Here is a 24,968-nt window from a genome sequence, read left to right on the forward strand (position 1 = left end):
CGAATAGACTAGATTGAGAATAAGTTAAAGACTGCGAGACTTGCGCTTGAGATTCTTAACTTCGTTTAACAACTCCTGACGTTCACTGTCGTCCAAGTTGTCACTTCCATCTAAACGGCGGGCGCCATCAAAACGCTTATCCCAATACAAGCTTCCAAGGTCGTCTACACGAACACTTGTGCCCTTAGATGGTGAATGAATAAATTTATTATCACCAACATAAATACCCACATGAGAAAACGTCAGACGCATGGTGTTGAAAAATACCAAATCGCCAGGTTGCAATTCTTCACGACTAATAGGTTTGCCAACTCGACTCATTTGCGTAGACTTGCGTGGCAATAAAAAGCCAAGCTTATCTTTAAAAACATATCCTACGAAACTGCTGCCATCTAATCCAGACTGAGGTAATTCACTGTCCCACCGATAGCGTACGCCAATGACCTCCATCGCACGATTGATCAACTCTTCAGATTTTCCGGTAACGGTGTCGGCAAGGCGATCTGAAACTTTAGCAATGTACGCCTTACCTGCCTGAAACATACTCTCTTTTGGAATAGACGATTCTGCCGACACAGGGGAGTCCGCTGGCGTATCTGCACAATGCGCCATGAAAGGCGTACCCAGACCCAAAATGAGCCCTAGGAATTGCAAAAGAAGTGCTTTTTTAAATGACATCCGTCCAGTGTAGCAAAGATTCTCACGTTAACCAAGTTGAAGTTTGTCTCTCAATATATTGTTTTTATTAGTTTTTTATCGTTATTTTTGCCCGATAAAGGCAAGCTAAGACAATATACCCGCCATCCTAAACAAGATTAATAGAACGATTAAACCAACTCAGCTGCCGCAAAGAGCTCTTTGGTGTAGACCTGACGTGGGTTTTTAATCAGGGATTCAGTATCCCCGAATTCCACAACCCTGCCTTCTTTGAGCACCATGACCTCATGAGACATAGCTCGAATGACTGCCAGATCGTGGCTAATCATGAGATATGCCAAGTTATATTTCTTTTGTAGCTCAGTAAGCAGTGCAAGCACTTGTTTTTGGATAGAGACATCTAATGCAGAAGTAGGTTCATCTAGCACCAAAATTTGTGGTCGCAAAATGAGTGCACGCGCTATGGCAATACGCTGGCGTTGCCCACCAGAAAACTCATGTGGATAACGATGCAAGGCAGAGCGATCTAGCCCAACTTCCTTCAGCATATCTACTACACGAGATTCTCGCTCAGTGACGGAAAGATTTGGGTAATGTACATCCAAACCCTCTGAAATAATTTGCAACACACTCATCCGCGGAGAAAGTGATCCAAAGGGATCCTGAAAGATGACTTGCAAACTGGCGCGCATTGCTCTTCGCTCAACCGGCTTTAGTGATTGCCAATCTTTACCAAGTACATCAACCTCCCCAGCAATCTGAGCAATGGAATCACCCAACAAACCCAGCACAGCCATGCCCAGCGTTGTCTTTCCGGAGCCAGACTCACCAATCACCCCAATTGTCTGACCTTGCTTTAAAGCAAAGCTAACTTTCTTTAAAACTTTATGTGGAGGAGCCTTCTTGAACCAACCAATCGTTTCAGAACTGGGATAGGAAACTGACAACCCTTCCGCTTTTAATAAAACGGGTGATAACGGCATTACAGGCGCAAGATTGCGTGTGGGTTCACTGTTGACAAGGGCGCGAGTATAAGGATCAACTGGATGTTCAAACACTTGTTTAGTCGCGCCAACCTCAATTAAGTTTCCTTGATTGAGTACGGCCACTCGTTGTGCAAAATGCTTGACCAAATTAAGGTCATGGGTAATTAATAAAATACTCATGCCCCCATACTCTTTAGATTCTTGTTGCAACTCCATCAGCAAATCTAAGATTTGCATTCGCAAACTGACATCTAATGCTGTTGTAGGCTCATCGGCAATCAGTAATCGCGGCTTACAAGCCAATGCCATTGCTATCATGGCACGCTGTCGTTGTCCGCCTGACAGTTGATGAGGGTAAGAATGGAAGCGACGCTCAGGCTCAGGAATGCCGGTTTTCTTCAGCAAATCAATTGCGGCGTTGATAGCGTCCATCTTGGAAATCAAAGGCTGATAAATCTGCACCGCCTCAATTATTTGATTGCCAATTGTAAAGAGCGGGTTCAGCGCCGTCATTGGCTCCTGAAAGATCATCGCTATCTCGCGACCACGAATCTCTCGAATATCTTGAATTGGCAAAGACAAAAGATCCACCTCGCTTTGCCCGTCCCGGTTTTTCCAGAAAATGCTGCCACTAACCTTAGCGCCCTCAGGCTCTAACCTCAGAGGAGCCAATGCAGTTAGTGTTTTTCCGGAACCAGACTCACCAACTAATGCAAGCCGCTCGCCTATTCCAATATCGAGGTCCAGTTGATTAACGGCAAACTTCTCACGACGTCCAGGGCCAAAAGAAATTGATAGGCTTTCATATCGCAATAGACTCATGAACGGCCTCCGTTCATCAAGCCGGCTTTCCGTGAGTCATAGGCATCACGTAAAGCTTCACCCATGAAAGTTAGCAGTAGCAAGGTGCTTACCAACACCACAAAGGTGGATAACGAAATCCACCATGCATCTAAGTTTCCTTTTCCTTGTGAAAGCAACTCTCCCAGACTTGGCGTGCCAGGAGGAACTCCTAGCCCTAAAAAATCTAGGCTAGTAAGAGATAGGATCGCGGCACTCATACGGAAAGGTAGAAATGTAATCACTGGCGTCAAGCTATTCGGCAGAATATGGCGCCACATGATCTGCACATTCGTCAATCCAAGCGCCCTAGCGGCTCGCACATACTCAAGTGCACGATTACGGAAAAACTCCGCACGAACATAATCCGATAAGCCCATCCACCCAAAAGCCGCTAATAGAAGAATTAACAACAACACGCTTGGATGAAAGATTGAAGCAAAAATAATGAGCAGATACAACTCTGGCATTGCCGACCAAATCTCAATGAGGCGTTGAGAAATCAAGTCAAACTTTCCGCCAAAAAACCCCATGAGCGATCCTGTGATGACACCAACAGTAACTCCTACGATCGTCAATGCCAGACCAAAGAGAATCGATAGACGGAAGCCATAAATGAGGCGAGATAAAACATCACGTCCTCGGTCATCAGTTCCCAACCAGTTCTGCCAAGATGGCGGCGCAGGATTAGGTGAAGGCGCAAAGTAATTGAGCGTCTCATAACTGTATTTGATAAGAGGATAAATTGCCCAATTTCCATCACTCGTAATGTTGCGACGGATGTCAGGATCTAAAAAATCCGTTGGGGTTGCAAAGTCACCACCAAAAACTGTTTCGGGTTGATTCTTCGCTATCGGGAAATAAAAATGCCCGTCATAGCGAACCACTAAGGGCTTGTCGTTAGCAATCAACTCGGCACAAAGCGATAGTCCAAAAAAAGCAAGAAAAATCCACAGGCTGATATAACCGCGACGATTTGCCTTAAAGCGTTGCCAACGATTCATGACTCACCCCCTGAACCAAACTGGATGCGAGGGTCAACATAAACGTAACAAAGATCAGAGATGAGTTTGGTGAATAAGCCAATTAATGTGAATAAGTAAAGGGTTCCAAAGACTACTGGGTAATCTCGACGCATCACCGACTCATAGGAGAGCAAACCAAGTCCATCCAATGAGAACAGGGTTTCAATCAATAGAGAGCCTGTGAAAAATGCGCCGATAAATGCGGCAGGGAAACCTGTTACTAGAGGCAACATTGCATTACGAAAGACGTGTTTCCACAACACTTGCTTCTCAGTTAGGCCTTTAGCCCTCGCAGTTAAAACATACTGCTTACGAATCTCCTCTAAAAATGAATTCTTCGTTAACATCGTTACAACGGCAAAGCTACCCAATACGGACGCAGTGATTGGTAGCACCAAATGCCACAGATAATCCATCACTTTGCCGATCAAACTAAGATCACTCCAGTTGTCAGAAGTGAGGCCTCGCAATGGAAATATCTGCAAAAAGCTACCGCCTCCAAATATCACCAGCAACAAGACACCCAACACAAATCCTGGAATAGCATAGCCAACCAAGATCATCGTGCTTGTGACAGCATCAAAACGGGATCCATCTCGCACCGCTTTTGCAATACCCAGCGGAATGGACACAAGATAAGTAATAAAAAATGTCCACAAGCCAATACTGATGGAAACGGGAAGCTTAGACACTACTAGACGCCAAACACTTTCATGCTGGTAATAGCTATCACCCAAATCAAATCTTGCAAAGCGGCCGAGCATCATGAAGTAACGCTCTAGCGGGGGTTTATCAAAACCATAGAGCGCTTTGACTTCCTCTAGGCGTTGCGCATCAACCCCTTGGCGACCACGATAGCTAGCACTTGCACCAGCACCCGAAGATTCGCTACCACCTGTTGCAGCACCACCCTTTCCCTTAAGCTCTAAGACCATTTGCTCGACTGGACCACCAGGAACAAATTGCACTACTGCGAATGTCAGCGTTAAAACGCCCAAGAGCGTCGGGATCATTAACAACAAACGCTTGAGGATATAAACGCGCATTTGGGCTTGCATTATTTACCCTCCTCTTTCCACCAGTTTTGCATAATCCAGGGCTCAGCCTGGTAATACAGTGGTGGCTCTGGATAACGCATTTCTTTGCGGAAAGCGACACGATGCGTAGGGTTGTACCACTGTGGCACAACGTAATAACTATTCCACAAGACTCGGTCTAGTGCACGGGCCGCCGTTCTCAATTGATCACGGTTCTGGGCTCTAGTAATTTCAGCAACTAAAGCGTCGACGACTGGTGACTGGACACCAATGACATTATCAGAACCCTTCTCTTTAGCTGCTTGACTACCAAAACGATCCCATAACTCGCTACCAGGATTTTGCGAGTCTTGGAAACGCACAGTGGTCATATCAAAATCATATTCATTCATGCGTTTTTGATGGAGCGCAAAGTCACTAGTACGCACATCCACCTGAATTCCGAGTTTTTCAAGATTGCGGATATATGCCGAGATCACTCTTAAAAAGAATCCGCCATCCTCATTAATCTCAAAACGAAATGGTTCGCCTTTTTCATTACGTAAAGCACCGTCGCGATATTGCCAACCTGCATGCAGCAATAGCTCACGTGCTTTGCGCAGGTTTTGCCTCAAGCTTCCTGGTGGTGCAGTTGAAGGTGCAGGCGGCATAGGGCCAAAAACGGCATCAGGAACCCATTGAGGATATTGCGCCTTGAGAGATTTCAGTAATTTCAGCTCGCCTTCCGTTGGCTTGCTTGGACCATCAAAGTTGGCACTTAGATCACTATTTGTGAAATAACTATTAATGCGGCCATATTGGTCAAAAAAGATTTGGCGATTCAACCACTCAAAATCTAAGGCCAGTCCTAAGGCTTGACGAACACGTACATCTTGAAAAATGGGTCTGCGAATATTCATCGCAAAACCTTGCATGCCTGCCCCATTGTGATTAACAAATGCTTTTTTAGTTAGGGTGCCATTATCAAATTTTGAACCTACATATCCTTTGGCCCAAATTTTGGCACGGTACTCAACGATCGCATCAAACTCCCCCGCTTTGAATGCTTCCAAGCGAACAGCATCATCGCTATAGAGCTTATAAAGCACCCGATCAAAGTTATAAAAGCCAACCCGGATGTTGAGTGGCTTTGAAAGTTGATCAGCCCAATACTGCGGGTTTTTTTTATACACAATCGATTTACCCGCTTTGAATGACTCAATTAAATACGGACCACTTCCAATTGGAGCTTCAAAAGCAAGTTTTTCAAACGGAATCATGCTGCCATCAGGTTTTTTGCCCCAATTACGAGAAAAGATTGGGAGCGTTCCCGCCAAAATAGGCAACTCTGAATTGTTATTTTTAAAGTCAAAGCGCACCAAGTGATCAGATAGAACTACTGCGGAGGTAATGTCAGCAAAAGTGGTTTTATAACGTGGATGCGCTTTGCCACTCATGAGAACATCAAAACTGTATTTCACATCCGCCGCCAATACAGGACTGCCATCTGAAAATTTGGCTTCCGGGCGAATATGAAATGTCACCGACTTACGATCCTTGGCAACCTCAATATCATCAGCAAGCAATCCATAAACGCTGGAAGTTTCATCGGCACTACCCTCTGCCAAGGATTCAAACATCAAATCAATACCTGGGGCAGTAACACCACGCAAGGTAAAGGGGTTGAACTTATCAAAGCTGGTTCTTTGCCCAGGATTGGGCAAAACAAGAGTGCCCCCCTTAGGGGCATTCGGATTGACATAGTCGAAATGGGCAAAGCCTTCTGGGTATTTAGGTTTGCCGTACTGTGCTATCCCCTGAGCAGCTAATGCCGCGCCACTTAGCACCCCGACCAAAGAGGCTAAGAGCAAGAATTGGGTTATTTTGCGAAAAGGGATAAAAAAGGTTTGGGCTGCCATATATGCAACAATTGTAGATAGCAAATCATATTTGAAGCAAAGGACACAACATGGGCTTTCTCGCTGGCAAAAAAATCCTCATTACCGGCCTTCTTTCTAACCGCTCAATTGCCTATGGCATCGCTAAAGCCTGCCACCGTGAAGGGGCTGAACTTGCCTTCACCTATGTCGGCGAGCGCTTTAAGGACCGCATCGTGGATTTTGCGAAAGAATTTAATTCTGAGCTGATTTTTGACTGTGACGTTGGTAGCGATGAGCAAATTTCGGCCTTATTTAAAGATTTAGCAAAATCTTGGCCACAGTTTGACGGCTTTGTACATGCCATCGGCTTTGCGCCACGTGAAGCAATTGCCGGTGACTTTTTAGATGGTCTCTCACGCGAAGGCTTCAAAATTGCTCATGACATTTCTGCTTACAGTTTTCCAGCAATGGCAAAAGAAGCATTGCCGATGTTGCGCGATAAGTCTTCCTTGCTCACATTGACCTATCTTGGCTCAATGAAAAATGTGCCGAACTACAACACCATGGGTTTGGCCAAAGCATCGCTTGAAGCATCGGTGCGCTACCTGGCAGGCTCTGTTGGACCCAAAGGCATTCGTGCTAATGGTATTTCTGCCGGCCCAATTAAGACCTTGGCAGCCTCAGGTATCAAGGGCTTTGGCAAAATTTTGGAAGCAGTTGAGCAAACTGCGCCACTCCGCCGCAATGTCACGATTGATGATGTGGGTAACACTGCCGCTTTCTTGTTATCTGATTTAGCAAACGGTATCACCGCAGAAATCATTTACGTTGATAACGGCTTTAGCCAAGTGATTGGTGGAATGGAAGAGGCTTGAGTTCACCCTCAACCATTAGTCTTCGCGAAGCCCTCAAATTTTGGACCAAACTCGGCTTTATTAGTTTTGGGGGTCCAGCAGGACAAATTGCAGTCCTACATCAAGAGTTAGTAGAAAAGCGTCGCTGGATTTCAGAGCGGCGCTTTTTGCATGCCCTAAATTACTGCATGCTGTTGCCGGGACCCGAGGCGCAGCAACTGGTTACTTATATTGGCTGGCTCATGCATCGAAGTTGGGGCGGCATTCTAGCCGGCAGCCTATTTGTTCTCCCATCGCTGCTCATATTAATTGCGCTTTCTTGGGTATACATTACGTTTGGTCAAGTGCCATGGATTGCCGCTATTTTCTTTGGCATTAAACCAGCAGTAACTGCCATCGTCTTACATGCGGCCGTTCGTATTGGTAAACGAACGATTCATAATGCCGCATTGAAATGGATTGCCCTATGCTCTTTTTTAGCAATCTTCATATTGAACTTGTCCTTCCCGATCATTGTGTTGATTGCAGCTGCTGTTGGCTACTGGGGTGGTAAACGCTACCCAGAAAATTTTCAACAATCAAGTCATAACAATAAAGAGCTTGCGCATTATGGTGCTGCCATCATTGATGACAACACCCCAACACCAACATACGCGCAATTTCATCTTCAAAATACGCTTTTGCATAGTGCAATTGCTTTGTGCTGCTGGCTCATCCCCATCGCAATGCTTATCTTACTATTTGGGTGGAAGACGCTTTACCCCAATATCGCCTGGTTCTTTACTAAGGCAGCATTCTTAACGTTTGGTGGCGCATACGCGGTATTGCCATACGTTTATCAAGGCGCGGTTGATCACTTCCATTGGTTAAGCGCAAACCAAATGATTGATGGGCTTGCTTTGGGGGAAACTACGCCAGGCCCTCTTATTATGGTGGTCGCTTTTGTTGGTTACCTAGCTGGACACATTCAACATTTGATTGGCAATAGCAACCCGTTCTGGTTTGGTGTTATTGGAGCGTGCGTAGCAACATGGTTTACGTTTTTGCCATCTTTCTTCTTTATCTTGGTTGGTGGACCCCTAGTCGAGTCAACCCACGGCAAGCTTAGCTTTACTGCGCCGCTCACTGCAATTACCGCCGCTGTTGTTGGAGTCATTGTCAATCTAGGCTTATTTTTTGCCTATCATGTGTTCTTTCCTCATGGGATTGGTGGATCTATCTCTTGGTTGTCTGTTTTAATTTGCATGCTTGCATCTCTTGCCTTATTTCAGTTTCAAAAAGGCGTTATGACTGTTTTAAGTTGCTGTGCTCTTGCTGGTCTTTTAGCTTACTTAATAGGCCTGTAGCATGGATGACCTAGCGCAATAGCATTTTTTCTAAGATTGGCATAATGGAAGTTATGCGAATCGAACCTCAAACCATTACCCACCTACAAGAGTGGCTCGGCAAAACCGAGACCCTTGTGGACACCGTTACCGCTGCGCCAGTGCGCGCTCTTTCAGCAACATTAGATAGACATGATGCTGATCCAAGTAAAGGCACCTTCTTGCCCGAGCTTTGGCACTGGCTCTATTTTTTACCCCATGCTCGCCAATCTGAAATTGGCCCTGATGGACATCCAAAGCGTGGTGGATTTTTACCCCCTGTTCCACTGCCTCGCAGGATGTGGGCAGGCAGCCGCGTGCAATGGCTAGCACCATTAGCCGTTGGTGATGAGATTCAACGTGTTTCCAAAATTGAATCGGTTACTCATAAATCGGGCCGCACAGGAGATTTGATTTTCGTATTGGTCAAACATGAAATATCCAATCAAAAAGGTTTAGCAATCATTGAAGAGCATGACATTGTTTACCGCGATGCTCCGGGTCCAGATGACAAGCCGGTTGCACCAACACCTGCCCCAAGCGATGCCAAATGGAGTGAGACCATCACACCAGATGACGTTCTATTGTTTCGTTACTCCGCACTCACCTTTAATGGCCATCGCATTCATTACGATCGCAAATATGTCACTGAGGTCGAGGGCTATCCAGGCCTCATCGTGCATGGCCCTTTGATTGCAACACTGCTGGTGGATTTGGTACGCCAAAGTATTCCAGGATGCAAACTCAAGAGTTTTGAATTCCGCGCGATACGCCCTACTTTTGACATCAATATCTTTAAAGTGAATGCCAAGCCCGATATTGAAAAAGATCCATCTGGCAAAACGATTGCCATTTGGGCGCAAGACCACGATGGCTGGCTCACTATGCAAGCGACTGCGGTTCTTGCCTGAAAATCGAATTTGATAACTGAATATGACAACCGAACATTTCTCTCGTGAGCTAGCTGCATTTGCGGCAAACCTCAAAATCTCTGACATCCCCACTGATGTTATTGCCAGAGCAGAAGATCTTTTGGTTGACTGGTTTGGTTCCGCAATTGCCGGCAAAGGCTCGCGACCTGTTGAAACGATTACCCAGTTTGCACTGCAAATGGGCGGGTTTGACGCATCTCATATTGGACCATCGGAAATCCTGATCAGCCGCAAAACATCGAGCCCATTTTTAGCTGCAATGGCTAATGCTGCAGCATCCCATGTGGCTGAGCAAGATGATGTGCATAACGGTTCAGTATTTCATCCTGCTACCGTAGTATTCCCCCCGGCATTGGCCTGCGCACAATCAATTAGCGCATCTGGAGAAGATCTCATTGTTGCTGCGGTTGCTGGATATGAAGTCGGCATCCGGGTCGGAGAATTTTTGGGTCGATCACATTACAAAGTGTTTCATACGACAGGTACCGCAGGTACCATTGCTGCTGCCGCAACTGTTGGACGATTACTCAAACTCAATCCAGATCAAATGCTGCACGCCTTTGGTTCAGCGGGAACACAATCTGCCGGTCTTTGGGAATTTCTGCGAGACGCTGCTGACTCCAAACAATTACACACCGCTCATGCCGCCTCTACTGGCTTGATGTCTGCTTATATTGCCAAGTCTGGCTTTACTGGCGCACAGCATATTTTGGAAGGCAAACAAGGCTTAGCAGCTGGCATGTCAACTGATGCGGTTCCAAGCAAACTGGTCGATAGACTGGGTACCCGCTGGGCTCTAGCAGAAACCAGCTTCAAATACCATGCATCCTGTCGTCATACCCACCCCGCTGCTGATGCTCTGTTACAAGTGATCCTCGCTCACAAACTCAAGCCCAGTGATATCGCAAAGGTAGAAACTCTAGTTCATCAGGCTGCGATTGATGTCTTGGGACCCGTAACAGATCCTAGTACTGTTCATCAATCGAAATTTTCAATGGGAACTGTACTGGCATTGATTGCACACTATCAATTTGCGGGCTTACAAGAATTCGATCAACACTTTCATGATGATGCAATTTGCGAATTTCGAGACCGCGTAACCATGACATTAGATCCCGAGGTGGACTCTGCCTATCCACAACGCTGGATAGGCAAGGTCAAAGTGCATCTTCAGAACGGTCAAGTACTTGATGGTCGAGTAGATGAACCCAAAGGTGATCCAGGCAACACCCTTTCTCGCGCTGAAATTACAGATAAAGCCCTTCGGCTTGCTGCATTTAGCGGTGGCGCTAATCCAGATGAAATGAATAAGGCGATTGATCTGCTGTGGAATATTCGCAAGCAAAAGTCGATTAGCAAACTACTACCCAATACATAACTTTCGATTACTAAGCTCTATCTCATATGAACCCGCTCAATACCCCCCTTGGTTTTAGCTCCAACTTTTTATTTGTTCCTGGCACTCGACCAGAGCGCTTTCTAAAAGCACTAGACAGTGGCGCTAGTGCCGTTATATTGGATCTAGAAGATGCAGTAGCGGAAGAGGATAAAGAAACCGCGCGCGCTGCAATACGGTCAGCATGGCCACAGTTTTCAGAGGAACAAAAGAAGCGTTTAGTGATTCGTACAAACTCACCTGGTTCAAAGTTTTATTCAGCCGATTTAATCTTGGCTCAAGATCTCCAGGTTGCCTGCATCCTGATTCCCAAGAGTGAATCTTTAGATCAAATTAATGGCGCCGCGCTCATATTGCCAAAGACCGCCATCATTCCAATGATTGAAACTGCCGTTGGCCTATACAAGGTCAATGAGATCGCAAATTCTAATCAAGTACTACGACTAGCATTAGGGAATTTAGATTTACAAGCTGATCTTGGCATGATTTGCGATCCACAAGAATCGGAATTGCAAACCGCGCGCTATCAAATCGTTCTTGCATCCCGACTTGCGCAAATTACCCCTCCAGTTGATGGGGTTACACCATCCACAGACGATCTAGCTCGCATCACCGATGATGCCGAACGCGCCAAACGCATGGGTTTTGGTGCAAAACTATGTATCCACCCCAAACAAGTTCCTATCGTTCAGACTGCATTTATGCCTACAGAGGAAGAAATACACTGGGCACAAAGAGTGATTGAAGCTGATCATGCCTCCAAAGGTGGGGCCGTGAAGCTGGATGGGAAGATGATTGATCGTCCAGTAGTACTTTTAGCCAAAAGAACATTAGCAATTGCTGGTAAACACTAAGATCTTATATTTCAATCAATAAATTAAAATTCAGAACTTATTAGTACCACGAATATTTGGAGACCATAATGAAATTAAAAAAACTTGTATTGACTGGAATAGCCACTGCATTAGCTACAGGTGCATTGCTGACTACCAGTGCAATGGCGCAAGCCGACTGGCCAACAAAATCAATTCAACTAATAGTTCCTTTTGCTGCAGGCGGTCCAACTGATTCGATCGCTCGCTTAATTGCTGTTCCAATGGGTCAGGCTCTTGGACAAACTGTTGTAGTTGAAAACGTACCAGGCGCTGGCGGCACCATTGCCTCAACCAAGGTGGCACGTGCCGCGCCCGATGGTTACACAATTTATATTCATCATATGGGCATGGCTACCGCACAAGCTTTGTATGACAAACTCCCATATGATCCAATGACAAGCTTTGAATACATCGGGCAAGTTGCTGATGTGCCAATGGTTTTGTTGGGTAAAAAAGATTTGCCAGCAAACAACTTTAAAGAACTTGAGGCATATATCAAAGCAAACGGCACTAGAGTCACCATGGCAAATGCAGGCCCTGGCGCAGTCTCACAGCTTTGCGGTTTATTGTTTCAAAGTCGTCTAGGCGTGAAGCTAACCAATGTTCCTTACAAAGGTACTGGTCCTGCATTAACCGATTTGCTCGGCGGTCAGGTTGATCTCTTGTGCGACCAAACAACGCAAACTATTCCCTATATCAAAGATGGACGCGTTAAGGCATTTGGCACAACAACCATGAAACGTTTGCCCGCAATTCCAAATGTTCCAACCTTAAATGAGCAAGGCCTAAAAGGCTTTGAAGTTAAAGTTTGGCATGGCGTATATGCACCCAAAGGCACTCCACAACCAATACTGGACAAAATTAATGCCGCCTTGAAAAAAGCATTAAATACTCCGGATGTAAAAAAACGTTTAGAAGATGCGAATATCGATATTGTTCCGGCCGATAAAATTTCAGCCAAAGGACTTAAAGATCATCTCGATAAGGAGATCAATGTTTGGGGGCCTGTGATTCGCAAGACAAACATTCCGGATTAATACCATTTGCCCTTATGAAAAAGCCAGCATCATGCTGGCTTTTTTGTTATCGATAAATATTCTGGATTCGCCGTGAATTATCCTGGTCTAAATAAATATCCCGAACGCGCCCTTTCTTTTCGCTGCTTAAGTATTTCTTTGCATAAAGACATGAGCGCCCAAATAGCTAAAGTGGGATCTAATAAGTAATCCCATAGATTGCTAGATTCATGCAAATGCAAGCTCCATGCAATAACAGCAAAGCCAATGATCCAAATGCCCTTAAGCCAACCAGCAAGCCCAAGCAATACTGCAAAGACTAAAACGCCAATTAGAAAAGCATTAGATCCATAACCCCAAGCGTATGGGTCAAACATGGTTATGCCCAAAGCAAATGGATAAAACCCAATTGCCACAATAGCAATACACCATTTAACAGGGGATGGAACGGCTTGATGATTGGGTAATAGAGTGCTCCATAGTAATAAGGAAGTCACAATACTCAAATCTCCAATCACCCCGCGAACGTAAGCAGCTAAGGGCAAAGCCAGTGAGAGCCCTAGTGGCCAAAAAAATAGATTTGCCAATATCAAAACGGACATTGCTTTAAAAGTGAATGGGATGGTATTTCTAGTAATAGCCTGGAGTAACAAAAGCACCAATACTGAGCATGTAATCGACATTTCCACTAGCGCAATGGTTTGCATGAGAGCATTTGTCATTTGACCTCCCCCGATTTACTGGCGGATTGTTTTTGACCATCGACTGCCAGTTGCTTGTATGCACGATCAAGCCATGCACCAGAGAAATAAGCATGTCGAATTTTTTTGCGACCCCAGGTGTACACTAAATGCGCATCATCTCCGTGCACACTTATTAAATATGGATAAGAGAATTCCCTACGCTCTTGCTCTGATAACGCCTCATCATCTTCAATGGTTTCAACAATATGCCATGCATCCGAACCAGGATTGCTCATCATCAATACCAAACGATAGCGACCAGTTTCAATATTATTGAGAGCTAATAAACGCGCTCCGTTTCGTAGCAGGACTCCTCCTATTGCAGAGTTTGGATTAGAAATCTCTAAATCATCGAAAGGTTGCCAAGATTCCCCTGCATTTTGAGTGGTGCTTACAGGAATTTGCTTTGGCTTTCCTGTGCCGCGTGTTTGTCTAAAAAAAGCACTTGCGCCCTGAGCATCATTTACAAACACAATCGGTTGTATCGATCCACGCCCCGAACTCATGCGCTTTTTATCAAGTACTTGATCGGCATCCAATCTCAGAAATTCACCAAAGCGACCAATCCACTCATGATAGGCTGGCAGTCCCAAACGGCCATCTACAAATGCCAAGCTTGGTGACTTGACTAAAGTACTGAGATTAAAAAATGGTGAGGTAATGAGACGCTGAGGGCGAGTCCATGTAAGCCCCTCATCTTCCGAGAACATGGTTGATATTGAGCTGCCGGCCCAACCACCAATTGATACCGTTACAAAGAATAGCTGCAGTCGACCATCTGCAAGTCGAGCAGGAACGGGATTCCCAAGTTTTGCAATATAGCGCGATAAACCTTTTTCAGCACTTATCCGATCGATCACTACACTTGAATCCCCCCACTCACGTGATGTTGGATTCCATACCGCGGTATTAATTACTACATCGGCCGCGCCTTCACGGCTACCGGCAAACCAAAAAGCTCGAACACCGCCATTCTTCAAAGCAATTAAAGAGGCTGCATGCACGGAAGCAGCTCCTGTATCTGGCAACCAATCCATCACTGGACTTGGAGTCGCTCCATGAGTGGCAGGCTTTACTTTTGTATAGGCTGATTTTGTTGCTGATCTTGCATCTATTGATTTATCTGCATTTAATTCTGTAGGCTCTATCCAAGCTTCTTCATTCATCGCAAAAGGTGCCCAAGCTGGACGACCATCAATATGAATGAATCCGAGTACCGCCGCTAATAGCAAAAAGCAATATGCCAGTATGCGACTCATCTGCACGCATCCTTGATGCTAATCAAATCGGGTTTAGCTGCTGCAGTCGCAATCAAATACTCCGTCACAAAGAGATGCTCACTAATTTTTCCCCTAAGCATCTCTTTAATTGCCTCATCAGAATGTCGTGCTTTCATTTCCATACGATGCCCCAATAACTGGCATGAGTCGCATAAAGCAGGCATTGAACCCAATGGGGAATGAACTGCAACAATTGGATAGGACTTGGTAAGGCTCTCTATTTCGCCAGCATCTTTAGCAGGATAGCCATGCAATTGAGCGCCTGGAAGTAGCAAGCGATACTCCTCATCCTTTGCTCGATAGTCGCATGGAATCCACACATCTTTGTCTTGTACACGATGAATAGTCTCAGCAGAAAAGCGCCCTAACTCTCCCTCAAGCGGAACTAGGCTACTAGTCAAGCCACAATACACCAGGAAGCAGCCCATTAAAGCAAACGACTTGCACTGCGCACGCCGAATGAATCCGACTATCGCAAGCAAGATACCCAACCCCATGAGAACCCAATGCAGAGGGTGATATTGCCAAATTCCCGAACCTTCTGAAAATACAAGGCCCTGCAGATTCATTCCAAGCCATACCAATAACCCGAGTAGGATTGCTTGCAACACGAGCGCAATCCGGAATCCCCATAAAGGCAAACGATCCCAATGCAATGCAATCAAAGCGGCAAATGCAGGCATTACTGGTAGCAGGTAGCGACCGGAACGTTGACTTGGCAAACTAAATACCAGCAGGAACGAGCCGATCAGTAAAAGTAAGAGCGTCTCTTCAACTAACAAGAATCGCCGCCCGCGCCAACACTGTAAAAGTGTTGAAATCAACACAAAGACGAAAAGCCCAGCATTTGCCAATGTAGTCAGTAACAACATCCAAATACTGTCGCCACCCCGAATGAATTCAACAAAATAATTGGTGCTACGAGCTGAGAACTTTCCTGCATTCTCACCTAGTACAAATTCTCGCCAAACAGCCTCTGGATTTGGATCAAGAGTAAACCACAAGGAGAAAATACCCAATGCGATGATGGCAAGTAATATTAATTTATAGAGATCTCGAATCAGAGCCTGAGGAATACTCCACTGTCGCCAGTACCAGTAATACAGACCTAGTGCAAATGACGCAGGAACTATGTAAGCGAACGATTTTGCAAATAAAGCAAAACCTAAACAAATGCCTGCAAATACTGGAAATAGTAACTTGGACTCCAATGCAGTCTTACCCCAATATAAGAGTGTAAAAAACGGAAGGCTTAACCAAAACACCTCCGGAGGATCTGTAAGAAATGGACGGCCATAGCGATAGGTTGCAAAAAAAGATAGCCAAACCAATGCAGCAAGAATACCTGTCTGAGTTTTTCCGCTAAAACGTCTGACCGATATAAAAAGTAATAATGCGGTTAGTGCGGTATAAAGCACGCTAGGCCAACGCAAGCTCTCCAAACTCCAGCTACTTGCCCAATGAGTACTAGCAATTCCTTGCCAAAAGATCAGTGGTGGCTTGGTATTTTTGATGCCGTCCATTCCAGATTGAAGTGGCAGCCACGAACCAGAATCCGCCGTCATTCTGACGATATGCATATAAGGGTACTCGTCCCCATTTTTTGGGGCAAAACGACTATTTAGACCATACAGGTAGGCAAAGACGGCCAAAACCAGGGTCAACAAGGCATATCGAAGAGTAAATGAACCACGCATGCCTATAGTTTATAGGTGCAGAGGTATGCTGACGAAAAATAGGGATAAACCCAAATTGGATATGAGCTTATAGAAAATTCATCTTAAAAGATCGTTCACTTTTGCTAGTTCTTGATTAAGATAGAGCAAGCTTGATAAACAAGGTTATCCAACAATTTGGGTGCCAATTAAATGGAGATTGTTCTCATGCAATGGAAGCAAACAAAGCCCCCTTTATACCTTTTAGGTTTTTTGAGCCTTTTCTTTATTTCACATCTAGCTCAAGCACAGTCTGCAGATGCAACCAATCTTTATCACCGCGGACTGGCTGCAACCTGCGCTAATTGCCATGGCACAGATGGCAAGGGTGTACCTGATGGTGGTATGCCATTAATCAACAATCTGACTAGCGAGCAAATTCTGAGTCAACTCAAAGCATTTAAATCTGGCGCACGGGAGGGCACCATCATGCCCCAACTCGCCAAAGGTTACTCAGATGAGCAACTTGAAATCATTGCCAAGCAATTGGGAAATAAATAGGAGCCTAAAATGAATCGTCGACACTTTATTGGACAAAGCGCAGCAGCGCTAGGCTTACTCTCAGGCTTTTCTGGACAGGCTCGCGCTAATCTCCAAAAAGCAGAAATACTCGTTATCGGTGGTGGCTATGGTGGCGCTACAGCTGCGAAGTACTTACGTCTTTTTTCAAACAATACCGCAAATGTCACGCTAATAGAACCCAACGCCTCTTTTGTATCATGCCCCCTGTCCAATTTGGTAGTAGGTGGCTCCCGAACGCTAGCTGAAATCACAAGCCCTTATGACAATCTTGCTAAGCGGCATGGTGTAAAAATGATTCAAGATAGCGTTAGCAGCATTGATCCAGATAAAAAAACTGTCAAGCTTGCCTCTGGCAAAACCTTACGCTACGACAAAGTGGTTGTTTCACCTGGCGTCGCCCTCATGATGAACAGCATCGAAGGCTTAGCTCAAGCCAATAAGGCAGGAATTACATTACAAGCTTGGAAGGCTGGCCCCGAAACGATCGCACTTCACAAGCAACTTGCAGCCATGCGCGATGGTGGCACTTACGCAATTAGCATTCCAGAGGCCCCATACCGCTGCCCTCCTGGACCGTACGAGCGTGCTTGCCAAGTTGCAAATTACCTCAAAAAGAATAAGCCTAAATCTAAGGTGCTCATCTTAGATGCCAACCAAGATGTGACCTCTAAGGGCGGCCTCTTCAAAAAAGTTTGGGCCGAGCAATACGCTGGCATGATCGAATATCGACCAAAACATAATGTCACTGCGGTAGATGCAAAGACCAAAACCATCAAGTTTGAAATTCAAGATGATGTAAAAGCAGATGTCTTAAATCTACTGCCTGCCATGAGTGCTGGTGAGATTGCGGTTAAAACGGGTCTTGCAAATGCCAATGGTCGCTGGGTTAATGTCAACTACATCAATTTTGAATCAACCGCACAAAAAGATATACACGTGCTTGGTGACTCAATTCAGGTTGCACCCCTAATGCCCAAGTCAGGTCATATGGCCAATCAACATGCCAAAGTTGCGGCTGCGGCAATTGTTGCTGAATTGAGTGGTTGGGAAGTCAATCCTGCGCCAGTGCTCACCAATACCTGCTATAGCTTTGTGAATGATCGTGAAGTTGTTCACGTAGCAAGCGTGCACCAGTACAACACTGCAGAAAAAACATTTAAGACCGTTCCTGGCTCTGGAGGGCTTTCACCCTCACCTTCAACGCTGGAAGGCGTTTACGCATGGGGCTGGGCTCATAATATATGGGCTGATGCATTAGGTTGATCTAAGTCAACACTCATAAAAATAGGGGCTAATAAGCCCCTATTTTTATTTACTTATTCACTGCAATACCTATACTAGGATTAATAACAAAAATGCAGGAGACCGAATATGACGCCATCATCCCCAAAGGACGCGACCAAAATTGAAGCCGCCATTGAGCGGTGGACCGTACCTATTGGTAATTTATTTGTATCACTCTTTCATCGCATTGCCTTATTTGGCATTGGCGCTGCAACAGTTTGGTCAGCAGCAGTTGCATTTTTGGGGATGGTTGGAAAAGGCTCCGCCTCAATTGAAGATTTGCTGCTTCTATTTATTTATCTTGAAATTGGCGCCATGGTTGGAATTTACTTCAAAACCAACCACATGCCAGTACGCTTCCTCATTTATGTTGCCATTACCGCAGTAACGCGATTAATTATTGACCTGGTAAATACCAAACATGAAGCAGATATGGCTATTCTGCTAATGGGAATCACCATCCTTGTTTTAGCTTTGGCCAACGCTGTCGTGCGTTATGCGTCCTTTAAGTTCCCTAGTCGCCACAGCGATAACGAGTAGGCTCTAGAATACCTATAGATCCGGATCTATCCCATCACTTAATTGGTAGGGATAGACACCCCGATTCAGGCAATTGCGCACATAATCAATGCTGGTGCGTAAGGTGTAGTAATCGCCCGCTAAGCGTTTCGATACTTGGATATTGAGCGCCTGATATTCGAGTAAATCCAATTTTTTTAAGTAATCATCCCGCTGCGATAAGTCAAAATTCGTCAGCAAACTTTGCTCAAAAGACTTTAGCTCACCATATAGTCGATTAATCTTGTTATACATCAGCCGAGTTCGATAACTAGGCAAACTTCTAATAACAGGATAGGCAATCACGCAAAATGGCAAAAAGACAAACAGTAGACGACTAATAAACTCCGCTAACCAAAATGGAAAATATGCAGAGACTAATGGATACCTATTCTTTTCGTAATGAACGGCCACAGGACTCTCTGGCCATAACGAATCTTTGAAAGAAGGAAACTCTCCCCTATGCGCAAAGAAGGTCTCTTTGCCATTAATTTCTCTAGCCGCCTCCAAAAATAGAAACTGAATCGCAGGATGCATCCGATCATCAATCAATAAATTAGTAGTGGTTGCAATTAATTTGATATCTTGGCTTGGAAAATTTCGCTGTAAATTAAAGGCACCTTCTGGGACATGCAAAATCTTCACATATGGCATAAGCTTGGTAAATGCTTCGGCCCGTTTAAAGGTAACCAAATGTAGCTCAGGATCATGAAGCAAGGTTTGCACATTCTGCGCTTCAAGTGCATCTACAATAAATGCACCATCAATCTCGCCGCTTTGCAAAGCCTTGACAGCCTTTTCCCCTGGAAAATTTACAAATTGCAACCCAGCTCGATCCAAGCCAGATAACTCAATAATGCGCGATGTCTGAGCATGGGTTCCGCTACCCTCAACACCAACGGATATTTTTCGGTTAGAGAAATATTTAGAGTGACCAGCAATTACCTGAAAGTCGCTACTCTTTACTTCTGGGCCGCGATAAAAAAACCAAATCGGATCGTAACCAATAGACCCTAAAGATTGAATACCGCTAATATTTTTTGGTCGCTCTACCCCTGCTTGTACAAAAGCTGCTTGAATAGGATCATTTCGATCACTGAGACGCTCAAGGTTTTCTTGTGCGCCCCTCGTGGGGATTAACTCAAGCGTTACTCCTTTTGAAGCAAAATACTCGGTGTACTTTTTACCCAGCACCTCATACGATCCACCAGCCGAACCAGTTGCCATCTGGACTTGTCTTGGCGGAGGAGGATCAGCGTACCACCATATGCCCATCAAAATGGCCAGCAAGAGAATCAGTAGCGGCCAAGCCTCTTGCAAGAACTGAATAAAGTCAGACCATTTTTCATTGATGGTCTCGACTAAACCCAAAAAAGTTTCGCGAGTGTTCTGTTTAAAACTTCCCATACTCAGCCATTTAGCAAATATTCTAAAAGCTAATGATAATGTGCTTAACCCAAGAATATTCAAGAAAAGACGTCATTATGTTAATTATTCGAAAATCCCAAGAGCGAGGCTATGCTGATCACGGCTGGCTCAAAAGCTTTCATTCCTTCTCTTTTGCCGGCTACTACGACCCACAATTCATGGGCTGGGGCAATTTACGGGTTATTAATGAAGATCGCGTTGCGCCTGGAATGGGGTTTGGTAAGCATGGCCATCGCAATATGGAAATTATTAGCTATGTCCTATCGGGCGAGCTTGCACATGAAGATAGCATGGGGAATATCAAAGGCATTCCTCCAGGTGATGTACAACGTATGAGTGCTGGCACTGGGGTTACGCACAGCGAATTCAATCATGCAAAAGATCAGACAACCCATTTTTTACAAATCTGGATTGAACCCAATCAATTGGAAATCGCGCCCAGCTATGAACAAAAATCAATTCCAAACACCAATAAAGATGGCAAGCTATGCCTAGTTGCCTCAAGTGATGGCGAATCTGGATCGGTCAGCATTTCAGCGGACGCAAAAATGTATGCGGGACTATTTAATGGTGATCAAACTGCAACTCTGAAATTAGACCCCAGCCGGAAAGCATATGTTCATCTTGTTCGAGGATCACTGGAGATAAACAACCAAAAATTAAATGGTGGCGATGCTCTTCTGATTAAAGATGAACCTCAATTAACATTCTCCAATGGAAAAAACGCTGAGGTCTTGGTATTTGACCTCAGCGCTCAGTAGATTAGATATCGAATGAAATTAGTCGAGCTTGATCTTGGCTTTTTCCATCACCACTTTCCAACGTGCGATGTCTGAAAAATAAAGATCAGAAAATTGCTGAGTGTTCATTGGTGCGATTTGTACGCCAGCCTTTTGAAACCGATCCTTCATCTCAGGCGTTTCTAGAATCTTGAGAGTTGAGTTACTCAGTTCCTTCACTATATTTTGCGGGGTTCCAGCTGGGACAAACATCCCTTGCCATAGGGCCATCTCATACCCCTTCACCCCAGCTTCTTGCATAGTCACCAACTCAGGAGCACCACTAAATCGATTTTTGCTAGTCACCGCCAATGCCTTGACCTTTTCTCCTTTGTAAAGAGGAAGCCCTACTGGCATACCAGCAAAGTAGAAATCAATTTGACCGCCCACTAAATCTGTAGCAGCAGGAGAGCCGCCCTTGTATGGCACATGAATAGCCTGTAAACCTGTGGTCGCAAGGAATAACTCCCCCGCCATATGATCAGAGTTTCCAATTCCTGAAGAGCCAAAACTCAATTTACCTGGATCAGCTTTAAGCATGGCCATCAAGTCCGCAACATTTTTTGCAGGTGAATTGTTATTCACAATCAAAATATGAGGGGTTGCAGCAACACCCACCACGGGGACTAAATCTTTTAGACCGTTAAAAGGCAGTTTTGGGTTTGCGGCGACATTAATCGCCAAGCCATTTTGGGCAAAAAGAATGGTGTAGCCGTCGGGGTTACTCTTTGCAACAGCATCGGCAGCCAGACTTCCAGCTGCGCCCCCACGATTTTCAACCACGATAGGTTGCTTAAGAGCGATACTCAAATCATTCGCAATCATCCTACCAACAATATCAGTCGAACTACCAGGCGCATAACCAATCATCATTTTGATCGGTTTATCTGGATATGCAGCAAAAACTGATCCCGCAAGCATGCCCATCGATACCATCATGATTGCTGCGCACCGTTTTATTTTTTTAAACATATGTCTCCTCCAGAAAATTTATAGCGTTAGATTTGCAATTCCACACTCTTTGGCACAAGTATTTAAGGCGACCAGAAGCTCAGGTGAGATGGGTATACCCAACTTCTGTCTTTCTACCATGGTTTTGGCTGCGCCCTCTCCTGGTACTCGTATCTCATTCACGCCAGGGAGTCTTGATGAACTCTTCAAATCATTCACCAACTCAATTACTCGAGCAATAAATTCATCTTTATTGCCAAATGCACTTGGATCAACAGCAATAATTGTTTGACCCGTATTGGTAATCAAATCATGATGGGCATTGAAATCAATTGTTCCCTTGCCCACTGCAGCATTATTTAATGCCCCAGCCAATAGGCCAATCATGACCGCCAATCCATAACCTTTATAGCCACCAATTGGTAATAATGAACCCTCAGCAGATCGCTTTGGATCCGTGATCGGCTTACCCTGCTTGTCGATCATCCAATCATCTGGAATCGATTCACCTTTTTGAGCAGCAACTTTTACCTTTCCGTATGCAGCAACAGTAGTTGCAATATCTAGAAGTACGATTGGATCTTTGCCAGCAGGAACAGCAATTGCAATTGGGTTAGTCGATAGAAGCAAGTCAATACCGCCCCATGGTGCCATATGATTTGCATTGCCCACTGCCATGTAAATACCAATGTAGCCCTGCTCTGCCAATTTACGTACATATACCGAAGCGGCACCTGAATGATTGCCGAAATGACTACCAATCCAACAGACGCTATGCCGCTTCACTTTTTCAAGGGCAAGCTCAACCGCACGATTCATGACTAAGTGGCCTAGTGCGTTATCGCCATTAATCAGTGCAGTAGCACCTTGTTCACGCTCTATGTGAATATTAGGCTGGAGATTGACTCCTCCAGCTCGAATCCTCTTGAGGTAAGCCGGCAATCTAAAAATACCATGGCCATCAGCGCCAACCAAATCTGATTTGACCATCAAATTTGCAATGATCATTGCATCCGCTGCAGGCACATTAACCGCCTCTAGCGCACGAGCGATAAAATTTTCGGCTTCAGCAATGGATAAATATTTCATAAAAAAACTATACCTCCGAGCTGGCTTTAAATTCCATACTGTATTTATATTTGTTTTCTGGATGGTGTGTAACCGTTACTTCAAATAGTTTGTCTTGATCATCAAAATACCGACGAATAATCACTAGACATGAGGAATTAGGTTCTATATTCAGCTTTTTAGAAATCACTGGTGAAGCAGCGGCGGCATAGACATCCACCTCCGCACGCTCAATACGAGCGCCATACTTTTTCTCGATCTGTTCGTAAACCATCACTTGGGTGTGCTCGGGATCTTTAGTAAGAGACGCAAATTGAGGCAAGATGTAAATATCCGTCCAAGCAATAATCTCCTCCATCTTTTGGCGCTTGCGAATACCGCCAATGTGATACCAAGAGGAGCCGACTGGAGCGCCAACAATTTGACTCAATGCATGATCTAGCTCGATATACTCCTCAATCAAATTTTCACGATAGGTATCGCGCGAATAACTCAAGATATCAATCGGAGAATTAAAGCTCTGAGTAAAGCGACGTAATCTTTGTCGTGATACTACCTTTGTGGGCGCACCTTGATGACGATAAATCAATCCATTGGCCTCTAGAATCTGCAAGGCATGCCGTAAGGTATGCCTACTAGATTGAAAGTCTCTGCAAAGGTCTGCCTCAGCAGGCAAGACAGACCCCACTGGCCAGTCTCCGTTATAAATACGCTGCTCAAGCGTATTGGCTAGAGACTTATATAAAGGCAAACGCTCTGGCAATTTAAGAGAGTCCAAACATTTTTTTGCCTGCAACTGGCAGACGGGCTTTCAAGATGTCTCCGGACAAGGATTCGGTGATGTACAGGTCTTTATTGTCGGGACCACCAAAACACATATTTGCCAAATGATGGTGATGTGAATTCTCAGAGTAAATCAAATGGGTAGGTAGCATATTACTGTCAAATCTCCAGATGCCGATACCAAGATGGCACACGAGCAGGCCGTTTTCAGAATCCATCTCAATTCCATCTGGTCCAGCAACCCCACCAGTCAGTTGAATGGCAACCCCCGTCTTGGACACTGACCCATCAGCCATTAATGGCAGGCGCCATATTTGCTGTGAACGAGTGGCAGCAACAAATACATGCTTCTCTTGGGTATTTAAGGTAATCCCGTTAGGACTTGGAACATTCAGGGCTAAGCGATCCAGTTGACCATTAGCGCGCAATCTGAATACGCGACCAGTTGGATCTGCAATGCCAGTTTGGCCCTGATCAGTGAAGTACAAATCGCCATTGGATGCGAAATGAAGATCGTTTAAGCCCTTGAAATTTTCGCTGTACATGGAACCCAAAATAGTTTCAATCTTTCCTGTTTTGGGATCTAAAGCCAGCAATCCTGCTTTGTAGTCACAAATAAATGCACGGCCATCTTTGTGGAACTTCAACCCATTTGGCCAGCCATCATATTGAGTGATTAACTCCCAATTACCTTTGGTATCTATTCTAAAAATTCGGCCAAACGGAATATCTACGAACCATAAATTACCCTCGCGATCAAAGGATGGTCCCTCCAAAAAGCACTCCACCTCGGCACCTTGACGGTTGGGGTCTGACCAGCCTGTGCGAGATTTCTTTCTGAATTTTTCAGGCATTGTTGCAAAAACTTCTGTTTTGATTTTTTCAACAGGCTGAAAGGGGTTATGCATGGTCACGCTTTGTCTCCTCAATATTTTTTAAATAACTTATTCGTATAAGTTATTTAATAATTAAATGTATTAAACCATAATTGGTGCTAATCTTACGCTAAGTTTTGA

General features: G+C 44.9%; 23 protein-coding genes. 10 read left to right on the plus strand and 13 right to left on the minus strand.

Annotated features, from left to right (window positions below; genetic code table 11):
- Positions 1 to 24: 24 nt before the first annotated feature.
- The 5 genes from NHB34_RS05755 to NHB34_RS05775 form a co-directional block, all read right to left on the minus strand.
- Positions 25 to 678 (minus strand): C40 family peptidase, encoded by a 654-nt coding sequence (locus NHB34_RS05755; RefSeq protein ID WP_353426689.1) that lies wholly within the window; start codon positions 676 to 678, stop codon positions 25 to 27.
- Between the two features lie 149 nt (positions 679 to 827).
- The gene (locus tag NHB34_RS05760; protein WP_353426690.1) at positions 828 to 2,465 is read right to left on the minus strand and encodes a dipeptide ABC transporter ATP-binding protein; all 1,638 of its coding nucleotides are present in this window, start codon (positions 2,463 to 2,465) and stop codon (positions 828 to 830) included.
- Positions 2,462 to 3,487 carry an ABC transporter permease gene (locus NHB34_RS05765; protein ID WP_353426691.1) on the minus strand — a complete coding sequence of 342 codons (1,026 nt, stop codon included), beginning with the start codon at positions 3,485 to 3,487 and terminating at the stop codon, positions 2,462 to 2,464. Before NHB34_RS05765 ends, NHB34_RS05760 begins: the two co-directional genes overlap by 4 nt.
- The gene (gene yejB, locus NHB34_RS05770; protein ID WP_353428555.1) at positions 3,484 to 4,554 is read right to left on the minus strand and encodes a microcin C ABC transporter permease YejB; all 1,071 of its coding nucleotides are present in this window, start codon (positions 4,552 to 4,554) and stop codon (positions 3,484 to 3,486) included. Before yejB ends, NHB34_RS05765 begins: the two co-directional genes overlap by 4 nt.
- An 11-nt stretch (positions 4,555 to 4,565) precedes the next feature.
- Complete coding sequence (locus NHB34_RS05775) at positions 4,566 to 6,443, minus strand: extracellular solute-binding protein (RefSeq protein ID WP_353426692.1); 1,878 nt, start codon at positions 6,441 to 6,443, stop codon at positions 4,566 to 4,568.
- A 50-nt stretch (positions 6,444 to 6,493) separates the two neighbouring features.
- Here NHB34_RS05775 and fabI point away from each other — a divergent pair, with 50 nt between their 5' ends.
- From fabI to NHB34_RS05805, 6 genes are all read left to right on the plus strand, one after another.
- Entirely contained in the window at positions 6,494 to 7,279 is a 786-nt protein-coding gene (gene fabI / locus NHB34_RS05780; protein ID WP_215317584.1) for an enoyl-ACP reductase FabI, read from the plus strand.
- Positions 7,276 to 8,604, plus strand: coding sequence for a chromate efflux transporter (chrA, locus tag NHB34_RS05785; protein WP_353426694.1), 1,329 nt, complete (start codon positions 7,276 to 7,278; stop codon positions 8,602 to 8,604). Before fabI ends, chrA begins: the two co-directional genes overlap by 4 nt.
- A gap of 44 nt (positions 8,605 to 8,648) precedes the next feature.
- A complete protein-coding gene (locus tag NHB34_RS05790; RefSeq protein WP_353426695.1) occupies positions 8,649 to 9,533 on the plus strand; it encodes a MaoC family dehydratase N-terminal domain-containing protein in 885 nt (294 codons plus the stop codon).
- Between the two features lie 22 nt (positions 9,534 to 9,555).
- A complete protein-coding gene (locus NHB34_RS05795) occupies positions 9,556 to 10,932 on the plus strand; it encodes an MmgE/PrpD family protein (RefSeq protein WP_353426696.1) in 1,377 nt (458 codons plus the stop codon).
- A gap of 26 nt (positions 10,933 to 10,958) precedes the next feature.
- Positions 10,959 to 11,804: a CoA ester lyase gene (locus tag NHB34_RS05800; protein ID WP_353426697.1), complete on the plus strand. Its 846-nt coding sequence runs from the start codon at positions 10,959 to 10,961 to the stop codon at positions 11,802 to 11,804.
- Positions 11,805 to 11,872: 68 nt separating this feature from the next.
- Complete coding sequence (locus NHB34_RS05805; RefSeq protein ID WP_353426698.1) at positions 11,873 to 12,862, plus strand: tripartite tricarboxylate transporter substrate-binding protein; 990 nt, start codon at positions 11,873 to 11,875, stop codon at positions 12,860 to 12,862.
- Between the two features lie 77 nt (positions 12,863 to 12,939).
- Here the strand turns inward: NHB34_RS05805 and NHB34_RS05810 are convergent, their stop codons facing one another.
- From NHB34_RS05810 to NHB34_RS05820, 3 genes are read right to left on the minus strand one after another with little or no spacing between them, the layout of a single operon-like run.
- Complete coding sequence (locus tag NHB34_RS05810) at positions 12,940 to 13,563, minus strand: hypothetical protein (protein ID WP_353426700.1); 624 nt, start codon at positions 13,561 to 13,563, stop codon at positions 12,940 to 12,942.
- The gene (locus NHB34_RS05815; protein WP_353426701.1) at positions 13,560 to 14,843 is read right to left on the minus strand and encodes a sialidase family protein; all 1,284 of its coding nucleotides are present in this window, start codon (positions 14,841 to 14,843) and stop codon (positions 13,560 to 13,562) included. Before NHB34_RS05815 ends, NHB34_RS05810 begins: the two co-directional genes overlap by 4 nt.
- Positions 14,840 to 16,561, minus strand: a complete 1,722-nt coding sequence (locus NHB34_RS05820; protein WP_353426702.1) for a phospholipid carrier-dependent glycosyltransferase — start codon at positions 16,559 to 16,561, stop codon at positions 14,840 to 14,842. Before NHB34_RS05820 ends, NHB34_RS05815 begins: the two co-directional genes overlap by 4 nt.
- A gap of 186 nt (positions 16,562 to 16,747) precedes the next feature.
- Between NHB34_RS05820 and NHB34_RS05825 the strand changes: the two genes are divergently transcribed.
- From NHB34_RS05825 to NHB34_RS05835, 3 genes are all read left to right on the plus strand, one after another.
- Positions 16,748 to 17,080, plus strand: coding sequence for a c-type cytochrome (locus NHB34_RS05825; RefSeq protein ID WP_353426703.1), 333 nt, complete (start codon positions 16,748 to 16,750; stop codon positions 17,078 to 17,080).
- A 9-nt stretch (positions 17,081 to 17,089) separates the two neighbouring features.
- On the plus strand, positions 17,090 to 18,364 hold the full coding sequence (locus NHB34_RS05830) for an NAD(P)/FAD-dependent oxidoreductase (protein WP_353426704.1): 1,275 nt from the start codon (positions 17,090 to 17,092) through the stop codon (positions 18,362 to 18,364).
- 108 nt (positions 18,365 to 18,472) lie between these two features.
- Positions 18,473 to 18,925 carry a phosphate-starvation-inducible PsiE family protein gene (locus NHB34_RS05835; protein ID WP_353426705.1) on the plus strand — a complete coding sequence of 151 codons (453 nt, stop codon included), beginning with the start codon at positions 18,473 to 18,475 and terminating at the stop codon, positions 18,923 to 18,925.
- Positions 18,926 to 18,937: 12 nt separating this feature from the next.
- On the opposite strand, the gene NHB34_RS05840 is transcribed toward NHB34_RS05835, so the two are convergent.
- Complete coding sequence (locus tag NHB34_RS05840) at positions 18,938 to 20,350, minus strand: TAXI family TRAP transporter solute-binding subunit (RefSeq protein ID WP_353426706.1); 1,413 nt, start codon at positions 20,348 to 20,350, stop codon at positions 18,938 to 18,940.
- A 77-nt stretch (positions 20,351 to 20,427) separates the two neighbouring features.
- Here NHB34_RS05840 and NHB34_RS05845 point away from each other — a divergent pair, with 77 nt between their 5' ends.
- On the plus strand, positions 20,428 to 21,132 hold the full coding sequence (locus tag NHB34_RS05845; protein ID WP_353426708.1) for a pirin family protein: 705 nt from the start codon (positions 20,428 to 20,430) through the stop codon (positions 21,130 to 21,132).
- Between the two features lie 18 nt (positions 21,133 to 21,150).
- On the opposite strand, the gene NHB34_RS05850 is transcribed toward NHB34_RS05845, so the two are convergent.
- The 4 genes from NHB34_RS05850 to NHB34_RS05865 are packed head-to-tail and all read right to left on the minus strand — an operon-like array spanning position 21,151 to position 24,860.
- Complete coding sequence (locus NHB34_RS05850; RefSeq protein WP_353426709.1) at positions 21,151 to 22,122, minus strand: tripartite tricarboxylate transporter substrate binding protein; 972 nt, start codon at positions 22,120 to 22,122, stop codon at positions 21,151 to 21,153.
- A gap of 18 nt (positions 22,123 to 22,140) precedes the next feature.
- The gene (locus tag NHB34_RS05855) at positions 22,141 to 23,190 is read right to left on the minus strand and encodes an Ldh family oxidoreductase (RefSeq protein ID WP_353426710.1); all 1,050 of its coding nucleotides are present in this window, start codon (positions 23,188 to 23,190) and stop codon (positions 22,141 to 22,143) included.
- 7 nt (positions 23,191 to 23,197) lie between these two features.
- Positions 23,198 to 23,947, minus strand: coding sequence for a GntR family transcriptional regulator (locus NHB34_RS05860; protein WP_353426711.1), 750 nt, complete (start codon positions 23,945 to 23,947; stop codon positions 23,198 to 23,200).
- Complete coding sequence (locus tag NHB34_RS05865) at positions 23,934 to 24,860, minus strand: SMP-30/gluconolactonase/LRE family protein (RefSeq protein ID WP_353428556.1); 927 nt, start codon at positions 24,858 to 24,860, stop codon at positions 23,934 to 23,936. The genes NHB34_RS05860 and NHB34_RS05865 overlap by 14 nt, the downstream gene beginning before the upstream one ends.
- Positions 24,861 to 24,968: the final 108 nt, after the last annotated feature.

It is taken from the genome of Polynucleobacter sp. MWH-UH19D (assembly GCF_040409795.1).
Lineage (GTDB): Bacteria > Pseudomonadota > Gammaproteobacteria > Burkholderiales > Burkholderiaceae > Polynucleobacter.